This is a genomic window from Sphingomonas sp. P2_B6 (assembly GCF_056404755.1).
Genome location: NZ_JBFUDK010000015.1, coordinates 14,222 through 30,348, shown reverse-complemented (window position 1 = coordinate 30,348; position 16,127 = coordinate 14,222). Strand labels below are relative to the sequence as shown.

Here is a 16,127-nt window from a genome sequence, read left to right as displayed (position 1 = left end):
GTGGGTAAGCCTCGCGGCCGCTTGCCCAGGCGGGCAATGATACCGCCAGCCAGCCTTGTTAGCGGCAGCTTGCCAATGCGTATTGAGCCCCGACACAGTGGATCAGTCGTTGGTTTGTTGCGGGAGCTACCAAACGACGGATATAACCATGCCTACGCTCGATCTTCGGGGGGCGAGATCGCCTACGGTACCAGCCCGGCCCTACTCCAATGGGTTCGATCGCTGGCACGGTAATAGCCTAACCGCTGTCAGCTCGCCGGTACCTGCTAGCGCTCGACCGCTTAAGGCCGCCCGAATACCTTGCAAAGCCTTTGCCTCCCCGCGCGATTCGATCAGGAAAAGAAGATGCCCGACGCACCAAACGCGCCCCGGATTGCAGTAACAATTCCAAAGACTGCTAGGGATGCAGCTCGCGCAGATTTTACACGTTGGGGAGCAATCGCGAGCGCCCGCATTTTGGGCGAGGACGATCACGAAATCGCGATGTATCTTGCTACAGTCGCCACCTCAACTGCTCTGCTCGGCTCGATGCGCAACGAGATTGAAGCGCACGTGCGGAAATTTGGTGGTCGAGTTGGTGCCAAAGACGCTTGGGTGGCCGCCGATGGCGATTATGGCGATTTCCTAGCCGCGGGGAATCTCAAGGCGGCGACTAAGGCGAGCCTAGACTTGCCCGTCATGCATAAGCTCTTTCTGCTAGCTGCCGCGCGCGTTGCCGAAGAAGACACCGATCGCCGCATGGAGGCTCGAGCTGTCACCAAGCGTTTCGATTTTGGGCAAGACTCGGCAGACTGGCTCTTCGAGGTGACCGAAAACCTCGGCTCGCTGGGCCTTTTGGCTCCCTATCAGCGGGACGGTGGCGGCGAAGACCAATTCGTACACTTGACCGCTGCGGGAGTACGCAAAGCGCGTGAACTGTCCGCTGCTGGCCTCCGCGTATTCGCTCGCGACGAGGAACGCGACGCCCAACCTCACAGCGATGGCACGTTCTTCTCTGATGGCTCGGGCTATAGGACGGGTCCTAGGGACGGCACAGCCGTTGCTGCAGAGGATATTCACGTTGTCGACAGTTCGGCATGGACCGGCGTTTCAAAACCGGAAGTTGTTGAGGGCGAGAAACTGCAGCTGCTGCGGTCGCAGCTGGCGGACGTCGAGCGACAGGTCGACGCCCTTGATCTCCCGAGCAACAGCCAACGCCAACAGGTGATGGCTCTCGTCACGGCCATGAAGATTTTGGCCGATGCCCCCGAACCACCTGCGGACGTCATCCGTGATATTTTGCAGCTTCTCAATAATATCTCCGGCATCGGGTCGTTAGTCGTCGCACTTATCTTGTTGATGAAGGGCTAGCCGCGACCATCTGCACTCGCGCATGTGGTCCATGCAGCGCGCGCCGAACACGATGGGCGCAGCAAATCAGCGCACGGAAACGCGGCGCCGTAAGGCGCCGCGCTCGAATTCTGCTGTTGTTGACCGCGCAGGCGCGCCGTTATGCTTTGGCGGCAGCTTCGATTTCCAAGGCTGCAATCTGCTCGGTGCAGATGGTGTGAACGACGCGGCCAAGCTCCTCGATCCGTTCGCTCAACCAAACCAACTCTTCGTCGCTGACCCGGTAGTGCTTCGAATATCGCGCCTTCACATAGGCGTCCTTGAGCTTCTCGAATGCGGCGCGGTTTCTGCGATTGTCACGGGGCCACGCATCGAAAAGCCGGCGATCAAGGCGTTCGGCTTGCGTGCGGAGGAAGCCCAAATTGTGGACGTGCGGCGTGTAGAAAGTCCGAACCAATAGAACGGTATGGTACAGGCTTTCTGTTGTCTGGTGCAGCATGAACGCGGCTTCTTTTGGGAACGACTGTACCATTGCGTCCTGGGCAAGCTTGTATTTGCGCATCGCCCCGGGAAACCACTCTTCGAAATATTCCCGCGCCATGGCCAGCGCCTGTACCGGCGTTTTGGGCTTGGGCTGGTGAAGCTCGGTATCGTCAGACTGGTAAAGCGCGATCCCCTCTCGCGCGACGTCCATGAAAAAGTAGCGCCCATGCGCGAGGCCGTCATTCACCTCCTGCAAGGTGTGAACGATGAAGTTGACCGGCGTCCTGAGCGTCCCGGTGATCGCGAGTTCACGGGTAAGCCGCTCCTCGGCCTTCGACCAGTAATCGAGGCGGTCAGTCAGTGCATCCTGATTGACGATGATCAGCAGATCGAAGTCGGAACGATACCCCTTGGCCGTATGCGGCTCGTCGACCCACCCGCCACGCGCGTAGCTGCCGTAAAGTATTATCTTGAGGACGCGCCCCGCCTTCTTGTCGCCGGTCGGATTGCCGAGCGCGTCGCCAAATTCCTCGAACAGGATTTGCACCACCCGGTCGAGTTCGCGCTGTTTCGCGGCTGGCAGGTGGTCAAGGTCGCTACGCATCTGCAATCACCCTACCAAAGGCTTAGGCGCGATGCCCAGTCAAAACCGGGCATCGCGCCAATATGGTTCATTGAAGCGACGGCGTGGGCTCGCCCTCGTCATCGGCGGCGGTCACCAGATCGACCAAGGCCTCGGCCAGGGACCGCTCAACTTCCCGCACGGTAAGCCCGAGCCGCCCCGCTACAGCCTGATAATCGAGCCGATCGCGCGCGCAGAGCAGATAGACCGATCGGCGTGGCTCGGCATTGCCTCGACCGCCGCCCGAAGGCGCGCGATCTCAACCGGCGATGGCCACGCGGCCTTCATGCCACCAGCTCCAGCACGCGGGCCTCCGCCACCGGAACCTCGGTATCGGCGGGGCGGAACGACAGGAGATAGTCGGCGGCCTTGCTGGCCTTCGACGCGGCGCGGAATATGGCCCGGTTGTCGTTCTTCAACACCTCAAGCCACGACCCCATATAGTCGGCGTGCCGCACGGTCGGAATGATCCCGAGTTCGGCGCAGGCAAAGGCGCTGCACATCTCGGCCACCAGTTCCTCGCGGGCATATTCTTCGCGCCCGATCTCCCCGGTCCCGAACCGGCCAAGGCGCGACACATGCCCGGTCCAATGGCCAAGCTCATGCAAGGCGGTGCGGTACCAGTTGAGCGGCTCGTGAAAGACCGACTGTGGCGGGACACAGACGAAATCCCGCGATGGCGCATAGAAGGCACAATCCCCGCCGATTCGGAAATCCGCCCCGGTCGCATCGATCAGCGCCGCGACCTCCGGGATAAGCTCCTGCGCGTCCATGGGCTGGAAAGCATCGGCGACCAGCTCGTCCGGCAATCCCTGGCACTGGTCGACATTGAAGACGGTGAAGCGCTTGAGGAACGCAACCTGCCGCTGCTCCTGCCCCTCCAGCAAGGAGAGCTGTCCGCCCTCCGCCTCGCGCGGCGTGAACCGGTCGGCATAGCAAACGGTCGTCCCGCGCTCGCCTTTCCGAACATTGCCGCCAAGGTTTTGCGCCTGCTTGTAGGTAAGCCAACGCTGCGACGAGTAGCCCCGCTCGAACAGGGTCGCCCACAGGATCAAAACATTGATCCCGGAATAGCGCCGCCCCGTCCCTGCATTGCACGGCATCCCCGCCCCCGCCTTTGCTCCTTCCCATGGCTGAACCCATGGCAGGCGCCCGGCCTCCAGCTCGGCAATGATGCGGTCCGTCACCTCGGCGTAAAGGCTGTTGATCGGACGCGGCGAACGATCGGTGGTCATCTTCTCTGCTCCTTCCAAACCACCGCAACCGGCGCCGGAATGGCGGGGTGGGCGGCAGGAGCGGACCGGCAGTCACGCTTGAGCGGCGGGCTGCATCCGAAGGACCGGAACGAAGAGGAGGACCTGGCCACAGGCCAGGTTGCGACCCGCCGCGGCGGGACTAGAGGGCAGCGACGCCCACCCCGCTATTCAGAAGCCGGAGGCCAACGCCATCGCGCTCGCGCGATGCCATCATGCCGGATCAACGATCCGGCCAGCGTCAGCGATCGTCGCCCGCAGGGACGAGACACCACAGGTGGCTCGGTGGAGCAAAGCGGAATAGAGCGCGGCCACCCGCCAGGGTGGGATGCAACTCGATCGTCAGACTTTAGCTGCCTCGCGGAGAGCGCAAACATAAACCTCGCCTCGAGTTTGGGCTGCGCGAATCTTGTAATCCAGCAAGGTTTCCAGCGTCAGGCGCTCTTCGAGCACGTAAGACAAGTCTTCTCCGTCCATAAGCATTGTCTGTATGTGCTTGCCGTGGACGATGGCCTTGATCGCCTCATTTGAGAATCCATTGACGGAGATGAAGAGGCCGCGCCCGTGCATTTTACCGTCAACCTTGTGTGCGAAGGTGTAGAGATCGCTCGTGCTGGTACTTGGGTCCTGCCACTTCGCTTCAACGATGTAATTCTCGCCTTCAAATTTGAAAGTTCCGTCGATCTGCTCGCCGACGAGCCGGAACGGGTCGCCCATCCCAATCGCTTGCCGATCGAATAGCTCCTTGAGAAATCGTTCGAACAAACGTCCTCGGGCCTGCACCGTCATCCCAGTCCCGAACAACTTCCCAAATGCCTGATTGAGGGCGCCGAGATCGACCGTGGTCCTCTGGCGCTTTTGCGCGCCGCCCGAAGCGGCTCGCCGGCTTGTTGTCGCTGAATTCCGTTGCTCGATCGCTCGCTTGAGACGCGCAATGTTCGCCTCTGCGGCGGCCCTGTCGAGCTTAGCCAGTTTTTCAAAATAATAGGGGTCGAAGTAACTCCAGTTCGACAAGCGGTCGATCATCGTCTGGAATACGCCGTGCCCGCGATCAGGCCTTGCTGACAACCGAGAGAATGCGTCCACAACTATCATGTGACGAGACATCTGGGTGTCAGAGGGAGCGACCAGATTTCCCGGGCAACCGACGCTGAGAAGAAATTCTACAATCTTCGCTTTTGGCCAGAAGACTGACAAAATGCAGTCATGCATCGCATCCCGGATATCTAGTGGGATCTCGGGTGCAGTTGCCATGTTGCGGTACTAGAATTGAAGTCAGCCATCGGCAAGGTTCACTCCGTCCTCGGCGGACTCAGCTACCTTCGTTTATCCCATCATGATGCACACGAGAATGCGGAGTGCCCCATCGCTGCATCAACGAATGGATAGGCGCGGCTGGCCAATCTGATAATGTGCACGTTACGATGCCGGGAAAGCGTGATTTTGACGAAGCGATCGCAGCTGGCCAGCGTAACAAGGACGTTATGCGATTGGTCGGAAATTGGTGTGCAAACGCTAGAATAGAAAAATTTGGCGGTATTGGCATGATAGAGCAGGCGACGGGCCTGCCCATCGGTCATCACTCCATCGCATGTGATTTTGCGCCTGCGAACGGCATGGCCTCGTGGGATCTGCGGGATGCGGCGTTGGACTTTTACGACAGAAACTGTGTTGCCTGCGAGCATCGTCGGCCAGTCGGCCTGCCGAATATCTCCTCTCTCGTTGCTGAGCGTAATCAAGCGCGCGCCGCAGCGGAGGACGAGGCCGCGCGCAATAGACGAGAGCAAGAAATCGCACTGAAAGGCAGACGCGCAAACCGCGCGAGCCTGCGAGCCGGACTTGGACCAGTCGGCCAAGCCATTCTTGACGACATCGATCGCTATGACCTGGAGCGGAACGCGGAGAACTTCGAGCGGCTGACCCAGAGTGCTCGCCTTGCGCCAGAGCACTTTGGACAGGAGTTGGTGTCCTATATATTCGATCTCGCCGAAGAGGCTGTCTGGTTTGAGCGCGCCGCCCTGTCGATGCTCGACGCGATCGAGGCCGGTCCCGATCGTCTTGCTCGATTGGCGCTAAAGGCGCTCTATCGGGACGGCACGAGGGAGGAGGCCGCCACCGTTCTCGCGCCGAGAGTCAATTTGCTTGATCCCGAAGCAGCTGAGCGAGCGGTTCCGGCCGCGATGGACTTGGCCGCACCGGACCAAACGACGCCGATGTTCCGGGCGGCTGAGCCTAAACCGGGATTGCTTTTGTCCCTCTGGCAATCGTCGCCTGCTACAGTGTTTTCTGCCGTTCTGCGCCTGCTGGAAACTGGCCAGCGGTGGTCCGTAGAACTTGTCGGGCGCGGCCTCCGAGTAATTCTCAACGTCGGAGGCTACGTCCCCGCCCCGCTCAAGCGCACCCTCGTCGCGACCTATACCCGCGCGCACCTCCTCCTGAAGGGGCTCGACGACGAGAATGACACCCTTCCCCAATTTGGAGATGCGATCACCGCAGTCTTCGTAAGCGCGCCCGAGGAGATGGATGCGCTAGTACAGGAATATGCGACTGGGTCTGACCGGCAAACCGCCCTCCGCGCATTGCACCTTTATGCAAGGGTTTTAGGCGATGAGGGGCAGACTGAGGCAGCAGCACGCGCACGTACGATTTCTTTGCGCCGTTTGATCTGGGCACCCACGACAGCCCAAGCATCTGACGAATCCATGCAAGCTGTCCTCGAAGCTCTTCGGCCCACGCCAGATGAGTTGATCACGAGCGGGCGAGAAATATTCGACTCCTTGATTGGAGCAATCCTTCTTCTCGACGATCGCCTTGCGGCGCACGATTCCGCTCCAAAACCGGCGAACGAGACTTTCATCGCTTCGATGGAAAGATCAAATCGGCGATCTTCGCTGACCAGCCTCATATCCGCCTACATCGATCTGGCCGCCGCCTCCGCAGTCGGCGTCAGACATAATGTTGAGCAACTGGTTGGACTCCTAGAAAAAATTCCGGAGGGACGGGACGACCTGCGTGGCTTGGCTCTGGGAATGGTCGAGCAACTTGCGAATGACGTAGCATCTTTCAAGCTCGTCTTGCCTCACCTTTACCATGGACTTGTCGGCCCTTCCTCGCTCGTGCGGGCGCGGGCCGCCACTGCGCTCGGGGAACTACCCAGTCGCGCGCGCGTCAACGTGCCCAACCTGGTGTATGAAGCGTTCTGCGTTCTGCTCAACGACCCTTATTTGATAGTCCATAAGTCTGCGGCGCGCGCGGCGCGGCGCGTTCGCCTGCCCGAGGCATATCGTAGAGGTGCTGCGGATGCCCTGTTGAACTTGGTATACCACTACCGCACTCAAAGCGGAGAAGACTCCTTTCTGGCCGATGTCATCCGATCAACTGCGCAGAGACTTGATCAGTTTGGCGACCGCGCGAGCCAAGTACGTAACTATCTGGTGGAAGCCGCGATGGGTGTCGAACCGCTCTATATGAAGTCAGATCTGGCCGGCCTTTCTCGTTCACTCGGGGGCAGCGACCGCTTCGCCGCGCTTGTCGCGCGCCTTCTTCCAATCATGGTTGACCGGTACAACAGCCGCGATCGAGAGGCGACTTTGATCCGCGGTCTCCGGGCTGAAACCGTGCACGCCTGCCGCGCCGAACTAAGTTCGGCTGCGGCCGAGATCGCTGGCAGGGATCAATGGCTGGCTCTATGCTTGCTCGAAACTCTCGACCAGGCAGGCGCGCGCACTGAGGCGCTGTCGCTCGCAGGAGCGATGGTGGCAGCGTTTAACGACACCGTGCGTGACCGCCCGAGGCGGATAGCCGCGCGTTTCCCCGAAATCGCACTCAAAATAGAGAGCGCGATCGAGCGCCAGGATGCGGGCGACATTGCCACGCTCGCCAAGGAGTGGAGAGAAAACGAGGCGACACGCGATCATGACAAAGAGGAACGGCGTGCACGCGATTCTAGATCAAATATACCCTTCTCGTCTTGATGCGGTCGAATTGCTGCGGGGGTCACAAGGACTCGCCTCCGCTAGCGGCTTGCGCGCCTGCGCCGGGAAACTCCGGGCCTCATCGGAAGCGCTCGGCCGCTCGCCGGCAGCAGAGGATTGGGCTGCGCTTGCTGATGCGGTCGAAATCATAGCCCTGTTACACGACTGGAGCGCCGCTGCTCTGAAGGGTGAAGCCGAGGCAGACCGCTTCCTGAGAGCAGCGAGGCTTCAGCTCGAAGTACTCGAGGCGAAGCCCTCCGAGCGCCCTTACAAAGCGGCGCTCATTGAGAGGTTGGCGCTCGTGCGCGGCGAGATTGGATTGACGACCGCCACAACGATCGGCGGTCTCATATCTGCCGCCCCGCTACCTATCGCAATTTTCTCCGACCCGCAGCCCGACAGGCGACCGTTTGTCGAAACCTCAACGAAGCCAGACGATCTCAGCGTCGCCTTTCTCGAGTTTGCGATAAATGGGGAGCCCGCTGCATCGGTGCATCATCTCCGTCCCGGCGAGTTGTACGATTTGGCCTTGAGTGTTCGAGTCTCGCGCTGGCCGAATGAAGCGCAATCTCTTCAGCTGACGCCCGTTTCAGTGGAGCCGGATCGCACTTGGGATCTGCCAGACTTCGAATTTCTGCGGCCGACGGGCTCAGGCCCGTATGAATTTCGTGATGAGGCGCGAATGATAGTTCATGCGAGACAGGCGCTAAACGCTAGGCCGTTGGAGTTCATCTACGCCGCTGAATTCCGACCTGTTTCGAGCGAGCAACCCGTTTTGGTGGCTGGACAACGTAGTCTCAGGCTCGACGGCACCGACCCGGCGCAGAGAGCAATAACGGGATATCCAGGCCTCGATAGGAAGCTGCTAGAGATTCGAGAAACCCTCAGACTCGATCCGGCAATTGCGGAGGCGGACCTGCGGGATGCGCTTACGATTCTCGCGCCGCTCGCAAATTTGATGGGGCAATCAGTCCAAGACGCGCGGTTTCCCGATGTGATCGACGAAGCGACCTTCCAACGCGAGGTTCGCCAGTTTTTGAGAATGCACCCAACAATCGGTGTAGCTCTTGAGGAACAGGCTCATTCGGGCGGTGGCCGCACTGATCTTTCCTTTCACGGGGTCAGACTGGAGCTCAAGTCAGAACGAAAGAAGAAGCTGCTGCCTGCGGACTGCGTGCAGTTTGCGCAGCAGACTGCGAGCTACGCGGTTGGGACCGGGCGCCGCCTTGCTATCCTCTGCGTCTTGGACTGCAGCCCCAAACGAGCCGTGCCCTTTCCCGCCGAAGATGGGCTTTTCATTCAGAGGGTCGAGACGGGAAGTTCGACGATATTCGTCGCGACATGCTTGCTGCAAGGAAACCTTGCCAAGCCAAGTTCGCTATCACGATGAAAAGTAAGCGTATCGCTCGGCGCCGCTGCGAGCTACGTCACACCGCGAATGCCTAAAACAAGAGATAATCACTACGTGCCGCAGTGGTATCAGCGCGGCTTTTTTCCCGACGGGGCTGATACGTTACAATTCCTCGACCTTAAGCCCGAGATGTTCCGGCAGCGCGATGGATCGATGAAACCCGGCCGCTGCTTGTTCAACTGGCCACCGAGGAAGTGCTTCTATAAGACCGACCTTTATTCCACTCACTTTTTGTTTCACGTCGACGACGAAATTGAGCGCCGACTGTTCGGCGACATTGACGGGCGGGGTTCAAACGCGGTCCGTGCCTTCCAGAACACGGATGTGAGCGCCTGGGTCGAACACTTCAACGACTTATTCGAGTATCTGGACGCGCAGAAGCTGCGAACACCCAAGGGTCTCGACTGGCTCCAGCGCCACTATCCAGCGCTCGACCAGAATCAGCTAATGTACGAGATGCAGGGCGTTCGCATGATGAACATCACGCTCTGGTCGGAGTGTGTTCGGGAGATCGTCTCGGCTGAACATGCAGAGGTGAAATTTATCCTGACCGACCACCCGGTGACGAGCTACAACCATGCCGTTCCCCCCACCGACCCGCGATCCGCTTATCCTAACGATCCGCCGATTGCGTGGAAGGCAACCCAGACTATCTTCCCGCTTAGCCGAGATTTGTGCCTGATCCTCACCAACTATGAGTACGCCGAAAACCCGGACCTAGCCGACCCCTGCGCGAAACGAACAAACGCTCGTAACTTTCGACCTGCTCTGGTTCGTGCGGATGACTTTATTCGCGCACGCTCGCTGACCTCCGAGCAGGTCGAACAAATCAATCTCGTCCTCAAATCTCGAGCGAAACGTTACATCGCAGCCGGTCGCACGGAGTGGCTTTATCCCGAGACGGGCGCGACACTTGACTGGGCGGCCATTCGCCACACGCTACTGCCGCCTGCGGGCGAGGTCAGCAAGTTTGGCGGCGAGACTTTCATCGGATTCGAAGACGGCAGCGTCGAATATCGTGATGCCTTCGGCAGGAGCGAAGGCCGCCCCGATTTCTTGTCCACTCGACGCGTGCCGCCACCGAAGACGAAGTCCGACCCCTGCGGCTGCGGCTCTGGGCACCCTTTCGGAATATGCTGCGCCAAGCGCCCCGCCGAACTTCGTCCGTCGTGGTCGGAGTTAAGCATCCGCGAGCGCAACATGATCCACTTCAATGCGATCACGCAGATCGTCGGGCTTGCGGATGGTCTTGACTGGACAGAGGTGCGTCGGAGTCTAACGGCAGAGAAGATAGCTGAACTATATCGCGTGTTCCGAGCACTCTGGCCCGAAGACACTGACCTCATTTCGCTGTTGCCCAAGCCGGATGGGCGCCTGCGCGCGCTATTCACCGGCATCATCGATCCAAGGGCGTTGGTCGAATATGCCTTTGGAGCTGCCAATCAGTTCGGCGAAGTTTTGATCCAGAACCCCTTCATTCGCGATGCGCATATGCCGCCCGAGTACAGCCCGATCAAAAACCCTGCCCAATACCATTTGGAGGCTATCAAGCATGTCGCCCTGATGACGGAACTAATGCCCCTGATCGACGCTGGGATGGTCAACCTTTTTCCCGACCCGTGCAGCTTCGATCCCCATTTGCGCGGTCAAATGATGCAGATGGCGACCGAACGATCTCAACTCATGCATGGCAGTGCGAAAGCCGACATTCGATCAAAATGGATCAGCGATGACGACGCGCATCGCGCCCTCCTTTTCATGCCGGAGGATTTTCACCGCGCGTCAATGCGGGAGGCGAACCCGAACATAACCGATGCTGATCTGGAGAGAACACTCAGGCTTGTTCGCGATTCACGCCATCTCGATCCCCTCGCCCCGCTCAATTTCGAGATGTTTCAGGCTAGTGAGAAGGGAAGTCTTCTCATCGCGATGAACCTGGCTCCTAATTTCGAACTGTCGCTTTATCTCGCACAGGCGACTGGAGCGGTGATCGTGACAGATTGCCCACATCGATGGCGCGAGATGAAGCTTGCCTCTTCGCGGGGGTCGGGGAGAAGCAGTCAGTTGCTACAGCGCCTAGTTGCGGCGATCGAGCGCGAAGAGCATGTCTATCTCGGCGATGCCCGAAAAATCATGCTCCTTCGGCAGAAGGCGAAGGACGGCAGTTACCGCAGCCTAATAAGCGATATCGTTAGGTACGTCGCTCGCGGAAGTGCGGGCAGCAAGCCAAATTGGGAGGCGCAACTCCCCGGTCGGCTAAAGCGCGCTAATGATGAGTTGCGAGGAGCGATCCTTGCACTCGATCCCGAAGCACTTCCTGCACGAATAAAATGCATCGTTCCCCCTGCGGGAATCCGTGACAACACCGTCGATCGCCTACTGCTCATGACGAGCGTCGAACACCACACCGACAGCGTGCCGATGGCTTTCTTTATCGAGCGCCCTGATCCCACAACTTACCATCGCACTTTCTACAGCCACCCGTGGGAACGCTGATGACATCGCGGCACGGCGCGAAGCTTGATGCATTCTAACAAGAGGGCGGTGCAGGATGGGGCACCACCTCTACCTTGTCGCCGAAGGTGCGGCGAACGCGCATTACAAGCTCCCCATTATCGTCCAAAACGTCAGCTTGCGTGGCGGGAAGGTAGCCCTTCCTGGGATCAGTGAACCGGTCGATCAGGAGCGCCTTCATCTCCTCCTCGTCCAACTTCTCAAACAAGGGAACCGGTGCATAACCAGCGTCGCCATATTCAGAACGGTAGAACTGTACCTGCCAAATTTTTGCGTGGTGCGCTGTAAAGAGGCCGGCCATTGGGGTTTTCTCCTAGATAACTGCGTCACATGCCAGCGGCTAATGGCGCACGCGGAATTCATGGTATGAGCGATTTTTGAATCTCTCTCTTTCTCGCTCTCTGGCCCGCTCTTCTGAGACTACTCCAGTTTGAGATTCGGTCGAGAGCGGCGTGCCAACAACCTAAGTTGCCACGCATTAAGAGCGACCTCCCTCGTGGCCTCAACGACTGAAAGCCGGAAAGGAATCCAACCCCACAAGCTCAATTTTTGCTGTTGACCTATAATCCCCGCCACCCCACAATGTGCCCTGACGGCTTTTAAGATCGCCTTACAAGCCGTTGAAATAAGCTCATTTATGAGCAGCACCCGTGCGTACGGTGACTTGCTGACGGCGTCTGATCTTCCGCCCCCAACGACCCTCCAATCGCCTAAAATCAATCGGAGCCGAGCGCTTCATCGCCACCGCGCGGCAGCTGACCAGCGTCGGGCAATATGGACTGGCAGGTCCTTTAGGCGCGCTCTGGCGATCCGGATTCTGCGCTTAGTCCGGCAGGTGCATTACCGTCGCCAGCCGCTCGCGAAGTGCGTTAACGGCCCCTGCCCTTGTCACCATTTGCATAAGCGATGGCGTCTTTAAGCCCGGCGGTGATCTTTTCAGCTGCGCTTTTCATTTGAGCCCCTCATCGTCGACGGCATGATATGCCCAATCGCGGATATGTATCGCGGCTGATTGTCGTTTCCGAGCCGCGATTGCACTCGGAGCCGCACCCGGGTGCACCGGGCGCGGCTTTGCCGGTCACTCCCTCCTGCTCGGGCGAGACCAGATCAGCGAGTGGGACTTCCCGTCGCTATCCTCGAAGAGGTTTGCGTAGATCGGTGCGAGAAAGCTGGGATCATCCAGCTTGAGACCAAGATAATCTCGCCCTTCGCCAGAAGTCTTAGCCCAGGCCGCGCCAATCTCGATCCTCCCGACGAGGACTCGGTGGCTTGGCGACGCGTCGCTTGGCCGATTGGCGTCAGGCACGAGCCGAACATTCTTTGCCTGGAGCGAGAGGGTGACGATCTCACCGGTGAACGAGCCATCGGGATTTTTAGTGAAGATGCCGATCTGTGCCATGTCGAAGTCCTTTCTAACCTTCGAAGCCGCCCTGTGCTGCCTCGATGGCGGTCGACCGGCGCTGGACGGACTGCTCGCACCTTCGGCCGTAGCAATGCGGAGGACGGCGAGAGCCAGGCTTCTTGTCTCGCGAGGAGCGTGGAACACGCGGGGAAGAAGGTTGGCGAAGCCGTTGCGCGCGAAAGTCCGTCTTGCGCCAGACCCGCTGTCACAGGGGCCGCCGGGGGGTCGATGTTAGACGACGCGCGACATGGCGCCTGCGATTCATCAGAATCCGATGGCCTCACCGCAGAGATACCCTGGATAACGGGCAAGCGGCATCGTCGCCCTGAGCCCGGCGAGGTCTCCGACGCTGAACCGGCACTCGGCGCTGTCACTGAAACCTGAACCACCAGCCTCGGCGACGAGAATGTCAGAGGCGTGATTGACCGGAATCGACCAGGTTCAACCGTTCGACGGCGGTTTGTTGAATGACCGCTTCCACCGAAACTTGCCGCGACGTGGCGCGAACTTTTCGGCGGCAGCGCGCCTCGTAGTCGGCGGTTCCAGCTAGTTACGCTGGCCACGAAACCGGCCGCTCGTTCGTTGCCGTCGCCGGCTCAGCAGGCCGAGAGTAATACAGCGCTTGGGGCACTACGACCAAACCGTGCGGCCCCTTTACTGATGACCCGCGGGAGTCGCCAGGACAGGCACTACGAAGCTGACTGTTTGCTGGTCGAGGGGCTGGTGATTGGCGTTGACCAGCTCGACCAGGACCTTGTGCGGACCTACCGGCAATCCGGTGAGGATGATCTGCTCCCCACTCGCGTCGGCCCAATGCCACGGTAGATCGTCCACGGTCACATGGATGTGACCGATGCGGGGAGAGACGGCTAGCGCCGCCGGCCCGAACACCTGGACGATGCGCAGGTTCTCGGCACGGTACTGGATGAACACGCGCCCTTTGGCGAGGGCCTCCGGTATCGGCGGATCGACGATCAGGCGCGCGGGCGGCTCATTTTTGATCGGAACGACGGCCGCCGGCCCGCGCACATCGCGCGCGGACTGGGCGGAAGCGCTGGTTGCCGTCATGATCAAAGCTCCGGAAAGGGCGAGCGAGATCGAGCGCATCATTGTCCTCGCTTCGGCGAAGGATCGCATGTCGTTTCTGCTGCGCGCAATCCGGCCGCCGCGCGAGACAGTCGTCGCGAGGAATCGTGAGGATCCGTGAGCGCGGGCGGCGCTCCCCCGCTCGCCTCACACCTGCTCTCGCCGCTTCACAGCGTCTCACTGTCCCCGCGCCCCGCGGCGCCGCACTGTCGTGAGCGCACCTTCCGGCCGCCGCCAGGCCCGGGCCAAGTCCTGCAAGGAGATGTCGGATGTCCTATCACGCGACCCGCGGCGCCGGTATGAAACTGGCAAGCGCGCTGCTCTTACTCGCTCCCCAAATGCCTGCGGTCGCATCGCCCGGACTTCAAGCGAGAGCCGCGATTCCGCCCGTCATTCACTATCGCACAGTCAACTTGGATGGAGTCGATATCTTCTATCGGGAGGCCGGGCCAGCCGACGCACCCGTCGTGCTGCTCCTCCATGGGTTCCCGACATCGTCGCACATGTTCCGGCGACTGATCCCGGCTCTAGCGGACCGTTATCATGTCATCGCGCCCGATTATCCAGGGTTCGGCGAAAGCGGCGCGCCCGATCACACCGCCTTCAAATATAGCTTCGGTCACTATGCCGACCTGATGGACAGGCTGATGAACCAACTCGGCGCGACACACTACGCGATGTACGTCATGGATTATGGCGCGCCCGTCGGGTTCAGGCTCGCGCTCAAGCATCCGGAAAAGGTGAGCGCGCTCATCATCCAGAACGGCAACGCCTATGAGGAAGGGTTGAAAGCCTTCTGGGATCCAATCAAGGCCTATTGGGCCGACGGTTCGGAGGCTCACCGTCAGGCAATAAGCGTGCTGGTCGCACCTGAGACCACGAAGTTCCAGTATACCGATGGCATGAGCGATGTCGCCCGGATCGACCCGGACAACTGGCATCACGATCAGGCGCTGCTGGATCGTCCAGGCAATCGCGATATCCAGCTCGACCTGTTCCTGGACTACGGAACAAACGTCCCGCTTTACCCTCAGTTTCAGGCGTTCTTCCGCAAATACCAGCCCCCGACGATCATCGTCTGGGGCAAGAACGACAAGATTTTCCCGGCCGACGGCGCTTACCCCTACAAGCGGGATCTCCCGCACGCCGAGTTCCACATTCTGGATAGCGGCCACTTTGTGCTCGAGGACCAGTTCGAGGTCGCCGAGCCGCTGATCCACGACTTCCTTGATCGCACGCTCGCGCGCCGCTGACGACCAGCGGCGCTCGAACTCCCACCAAATCTCAGAGAAGGAACAGGTCATGCAACAATTGCAGGGCAAGGTCGCGGTCATCACGGGCGCCAACAGCGGAATCGGGCTGGCGATCGCCCAACGCTTTTCTCAGGAAGGCGCCCAGGTTTTCATGACCGGCAGGCGGCAAACGAACCTCGACGACGCGGTGCGCGCGGTCGGCGGGAACGCAGTTGGCATCCAAGGGGACGTTTCGAACCTGGACGATCTCGACCGGCTCTATGGCGACGTCGCGCGTCACGCAGGAAGGATCGACATCCTGTGCGCCAACGCTGGCGGCGGCGAGTTCCGCCGGCTGGAAGAAGTCACGGAAGATCATTTCGACCGCACCTTCGACAGCAACGTGAAGGGCATGGTGTTCACCGTGCAGAAGGCGCTGCCTTTGCTCTGCGACGGCGCCTCGGTGATCCTGACGGGGTCGACCGCTGGCAGCAAGGGGACGCCCGCATTCAGCGTCTACAGCGCGAGCAAGGCAGCGGTGCGCAACTTTGCGCGGAGCTGGGTGCTTGAACTCGCGCCCCGCGCCATCCGGGTCAACGTCCTCTCGCCTGGTTCGACGTCGACCGCGGGCTGGCATGGGCTCGCCTCGTCCGAAAAGGAGAATCTGACGATGCAGCGCCTGACCCGCGAGGCGACTCCGCTCGGCCGACTGGGCGAAGCTGTCGAGATCGCCGCCGCGGCGCTTTTCCTAGCCTCGAGCGAGAGCAGCTATGTGAACGGCAGCGAACTCTTCGTGGATGGCGGGGCGGCGCAAATCTGAC

The 16,127-nt window shown here is 60.1% G+C and carries 12 protein-coding genes; 6 read left to right on the top strand and 6 right to left on the bottom strand.

Annotation, left to right across the window (positions count from 1 at the left end; all coding sequences use genetic code 11):
• Window positions 1-345: 345 nt before the first annotated feature.
• The gene (locus AC1DX5_RS18765) at window positions 346-1,350 is read left to right on the top strand and encodes a hypothetical protein (RefSeq protein ID WP_478016685.1); all 1,005 of its coding nucleotides are present in this window, start codon (window positions 346-348) and stop codon (window positions 1,348-1,350) included.
• A 139-nt stretch (window positions 1,351-1,489) separates the two neighbouring features.
• Here the strand turns inward: AC1DX5_RS18765 and AC1DX5_RS18760 are convergent, their stop codons facing one another.
• The 3 genes from AC1DX5_RS18760 to AC1DX5_RS18750 form a co-directional block, all read right to left on the bottom strand.
• A complete protein-coding gene (locus AC1DX5_RS18760) occupies window positions 1,490-2,416 on the bottom strand; it encodes a nucleotidyltransferase and HEPN domain-containing protein (protein WP_478016683.1) in 927 nt (308 codons plus the stop codon).
• A gap of 302 nt (window positions 2,417-2,718) precedes the next feature.
• Window positions 2,719-3,669 carry an ArdC family protein gene (locus AC1DX5_RS18755; protein WP_478016681.1) on the bottom strand — a complete coding sequence of 317 codons (951 nt, stop codon included), beginning with the start codon at window positions 3,667-3,669 and terminating at the stop codon, window positions 2,719-2,721.
• A 360-nt stretch (window positions 3,670-4,029) separates the two neighbouring features.
• Window positions 4,030-4,941: a restriction endonuclease gene (locus tag AC1DX5_RS18750; protein WP_478016679.1), complete on the bottom strand. Its 912-nt coding sequence runs from the start codon at window positions 4,939-4,941 to the stop codon at window positions 4,030-4,032.
• 290 nt (window positions 4,942-5,231) lie between these two features.
• Between AC1DX5_RS18750 and AC1DX5_RS18745 the strand changes: the two genes are divergently transcribed.
• The 3 genes from AC1DX5_RS18745 (at window position 5,232) to AC1DX5_RS18735 (ending at window position 11,568) form a co-directional block, all read left to right on the top strand.
• Window positions 5,232-7,661, top strand: coding sequence for a hypothetical protein (locus AC1DX5_RS18745; RefSeq protein WP_478016677.1), 2,430 nt, complete (start codon window positions 5,232-5,234; stop codon window positions 7,659-7,661).
• Window positions 7,621-9,051, top strand: a complete 1,431-nt coding sequence (locus AC1DX5_RS18740) for a hypothetical protein (protein ID WP_478016675.1) — start codon at window positions 7,621-7,623, stop codon at window positions 9,049-9,051. Before AC1DX5_RS18745 ends, AC1DX5_RS18740 begins: the two co-directional genes overlap by 41 nt.
• Before the next feature lie 75 nt (window positions 9,052-9,126).
• Window positions 9,127-11,568 (top strand): DUF4238 domain-containing protein, encoded by a 2,442-nt coding sequence (locus AC1DX5_RS18735; protein WP_478016674.1) that lies wholly within the window; start codon window positions 9,127-9,129, stop codon window positions 11,566-11,568.
• Window positions 11,569-11,602: 34 nt separating this feature from the next.
• Here the strand turns inward: AC1DX5_RS18735 and AC1DX5_RS18730 are convergent, their stop codons facing one another.
• From AC1DX5_RS18730 to AC1DX5_RS18720, 3 genes are all read right to left on the bottom strand, one after another.
• Window positions 11,603-11,887, bottom strand: a complete 285-nt coding sequence (locus AC1DX5_RS18730; RefSeq protein WP_478016672.1) for a hypothetical protein — start codon at window positions 11,885-11,887, stop codon at window positions 11,603-11,605.
• Between the two features lie 777 nt (window positions 11,888-12,664).
• Entirely contained in the window at window positions 12,665-12,985 is a 321-nt protein-coding gene (locus tag AC1DX5_RS18725; protein ID WP_478016670.1) for a DUF736 domain-containing protein, read from the bottom strand.
• Window positions 12,986-13,642: 657 nt separating this feature from the next.
• Entirely contained in the window at window positions 13,643-14,098 is a 456-nt protein-coding gene (locus AC1DX5_RS18720; RefSeq protein ID WP_478016668.1) for a DUF6130 family protein, read from the bottom strand.
• Window positions 14,099-14,412: 314 nt separating this feature from the next.
• Here AC1DX5_RS18720 and AC1DX5_RS18715 point away from each other — a divergent pair, with 314 nt between their 5' ends.
• Both AC1DX5_RS18715 and AC1DX5_RS18710 read left to right on the top strand, forming a co-directional pair.
• Entirely contained in the window at window positions 14,413-15,327 is a 915-nt protein-coding gene (locus AC1DX5_RS18715; RefSeq protein WP_478016813.1) for an alpha/beta fold hydrolase, read from the top strand.
• A gap of 49 nt (window positions 15,328-15,376) precedes the next feature.
• Entirely contained in the window at window positions 15,377-16,126 is a 750-nt protein-coding gene (locus AC1DX5_RS18710; protein WP_478016812.1) for an SDR family NAD(P)-dependent oxidoreductase, read from the top strand.
• The last annotated feature ends 1 nt before the right edge of the window (window position 16,127 follow it).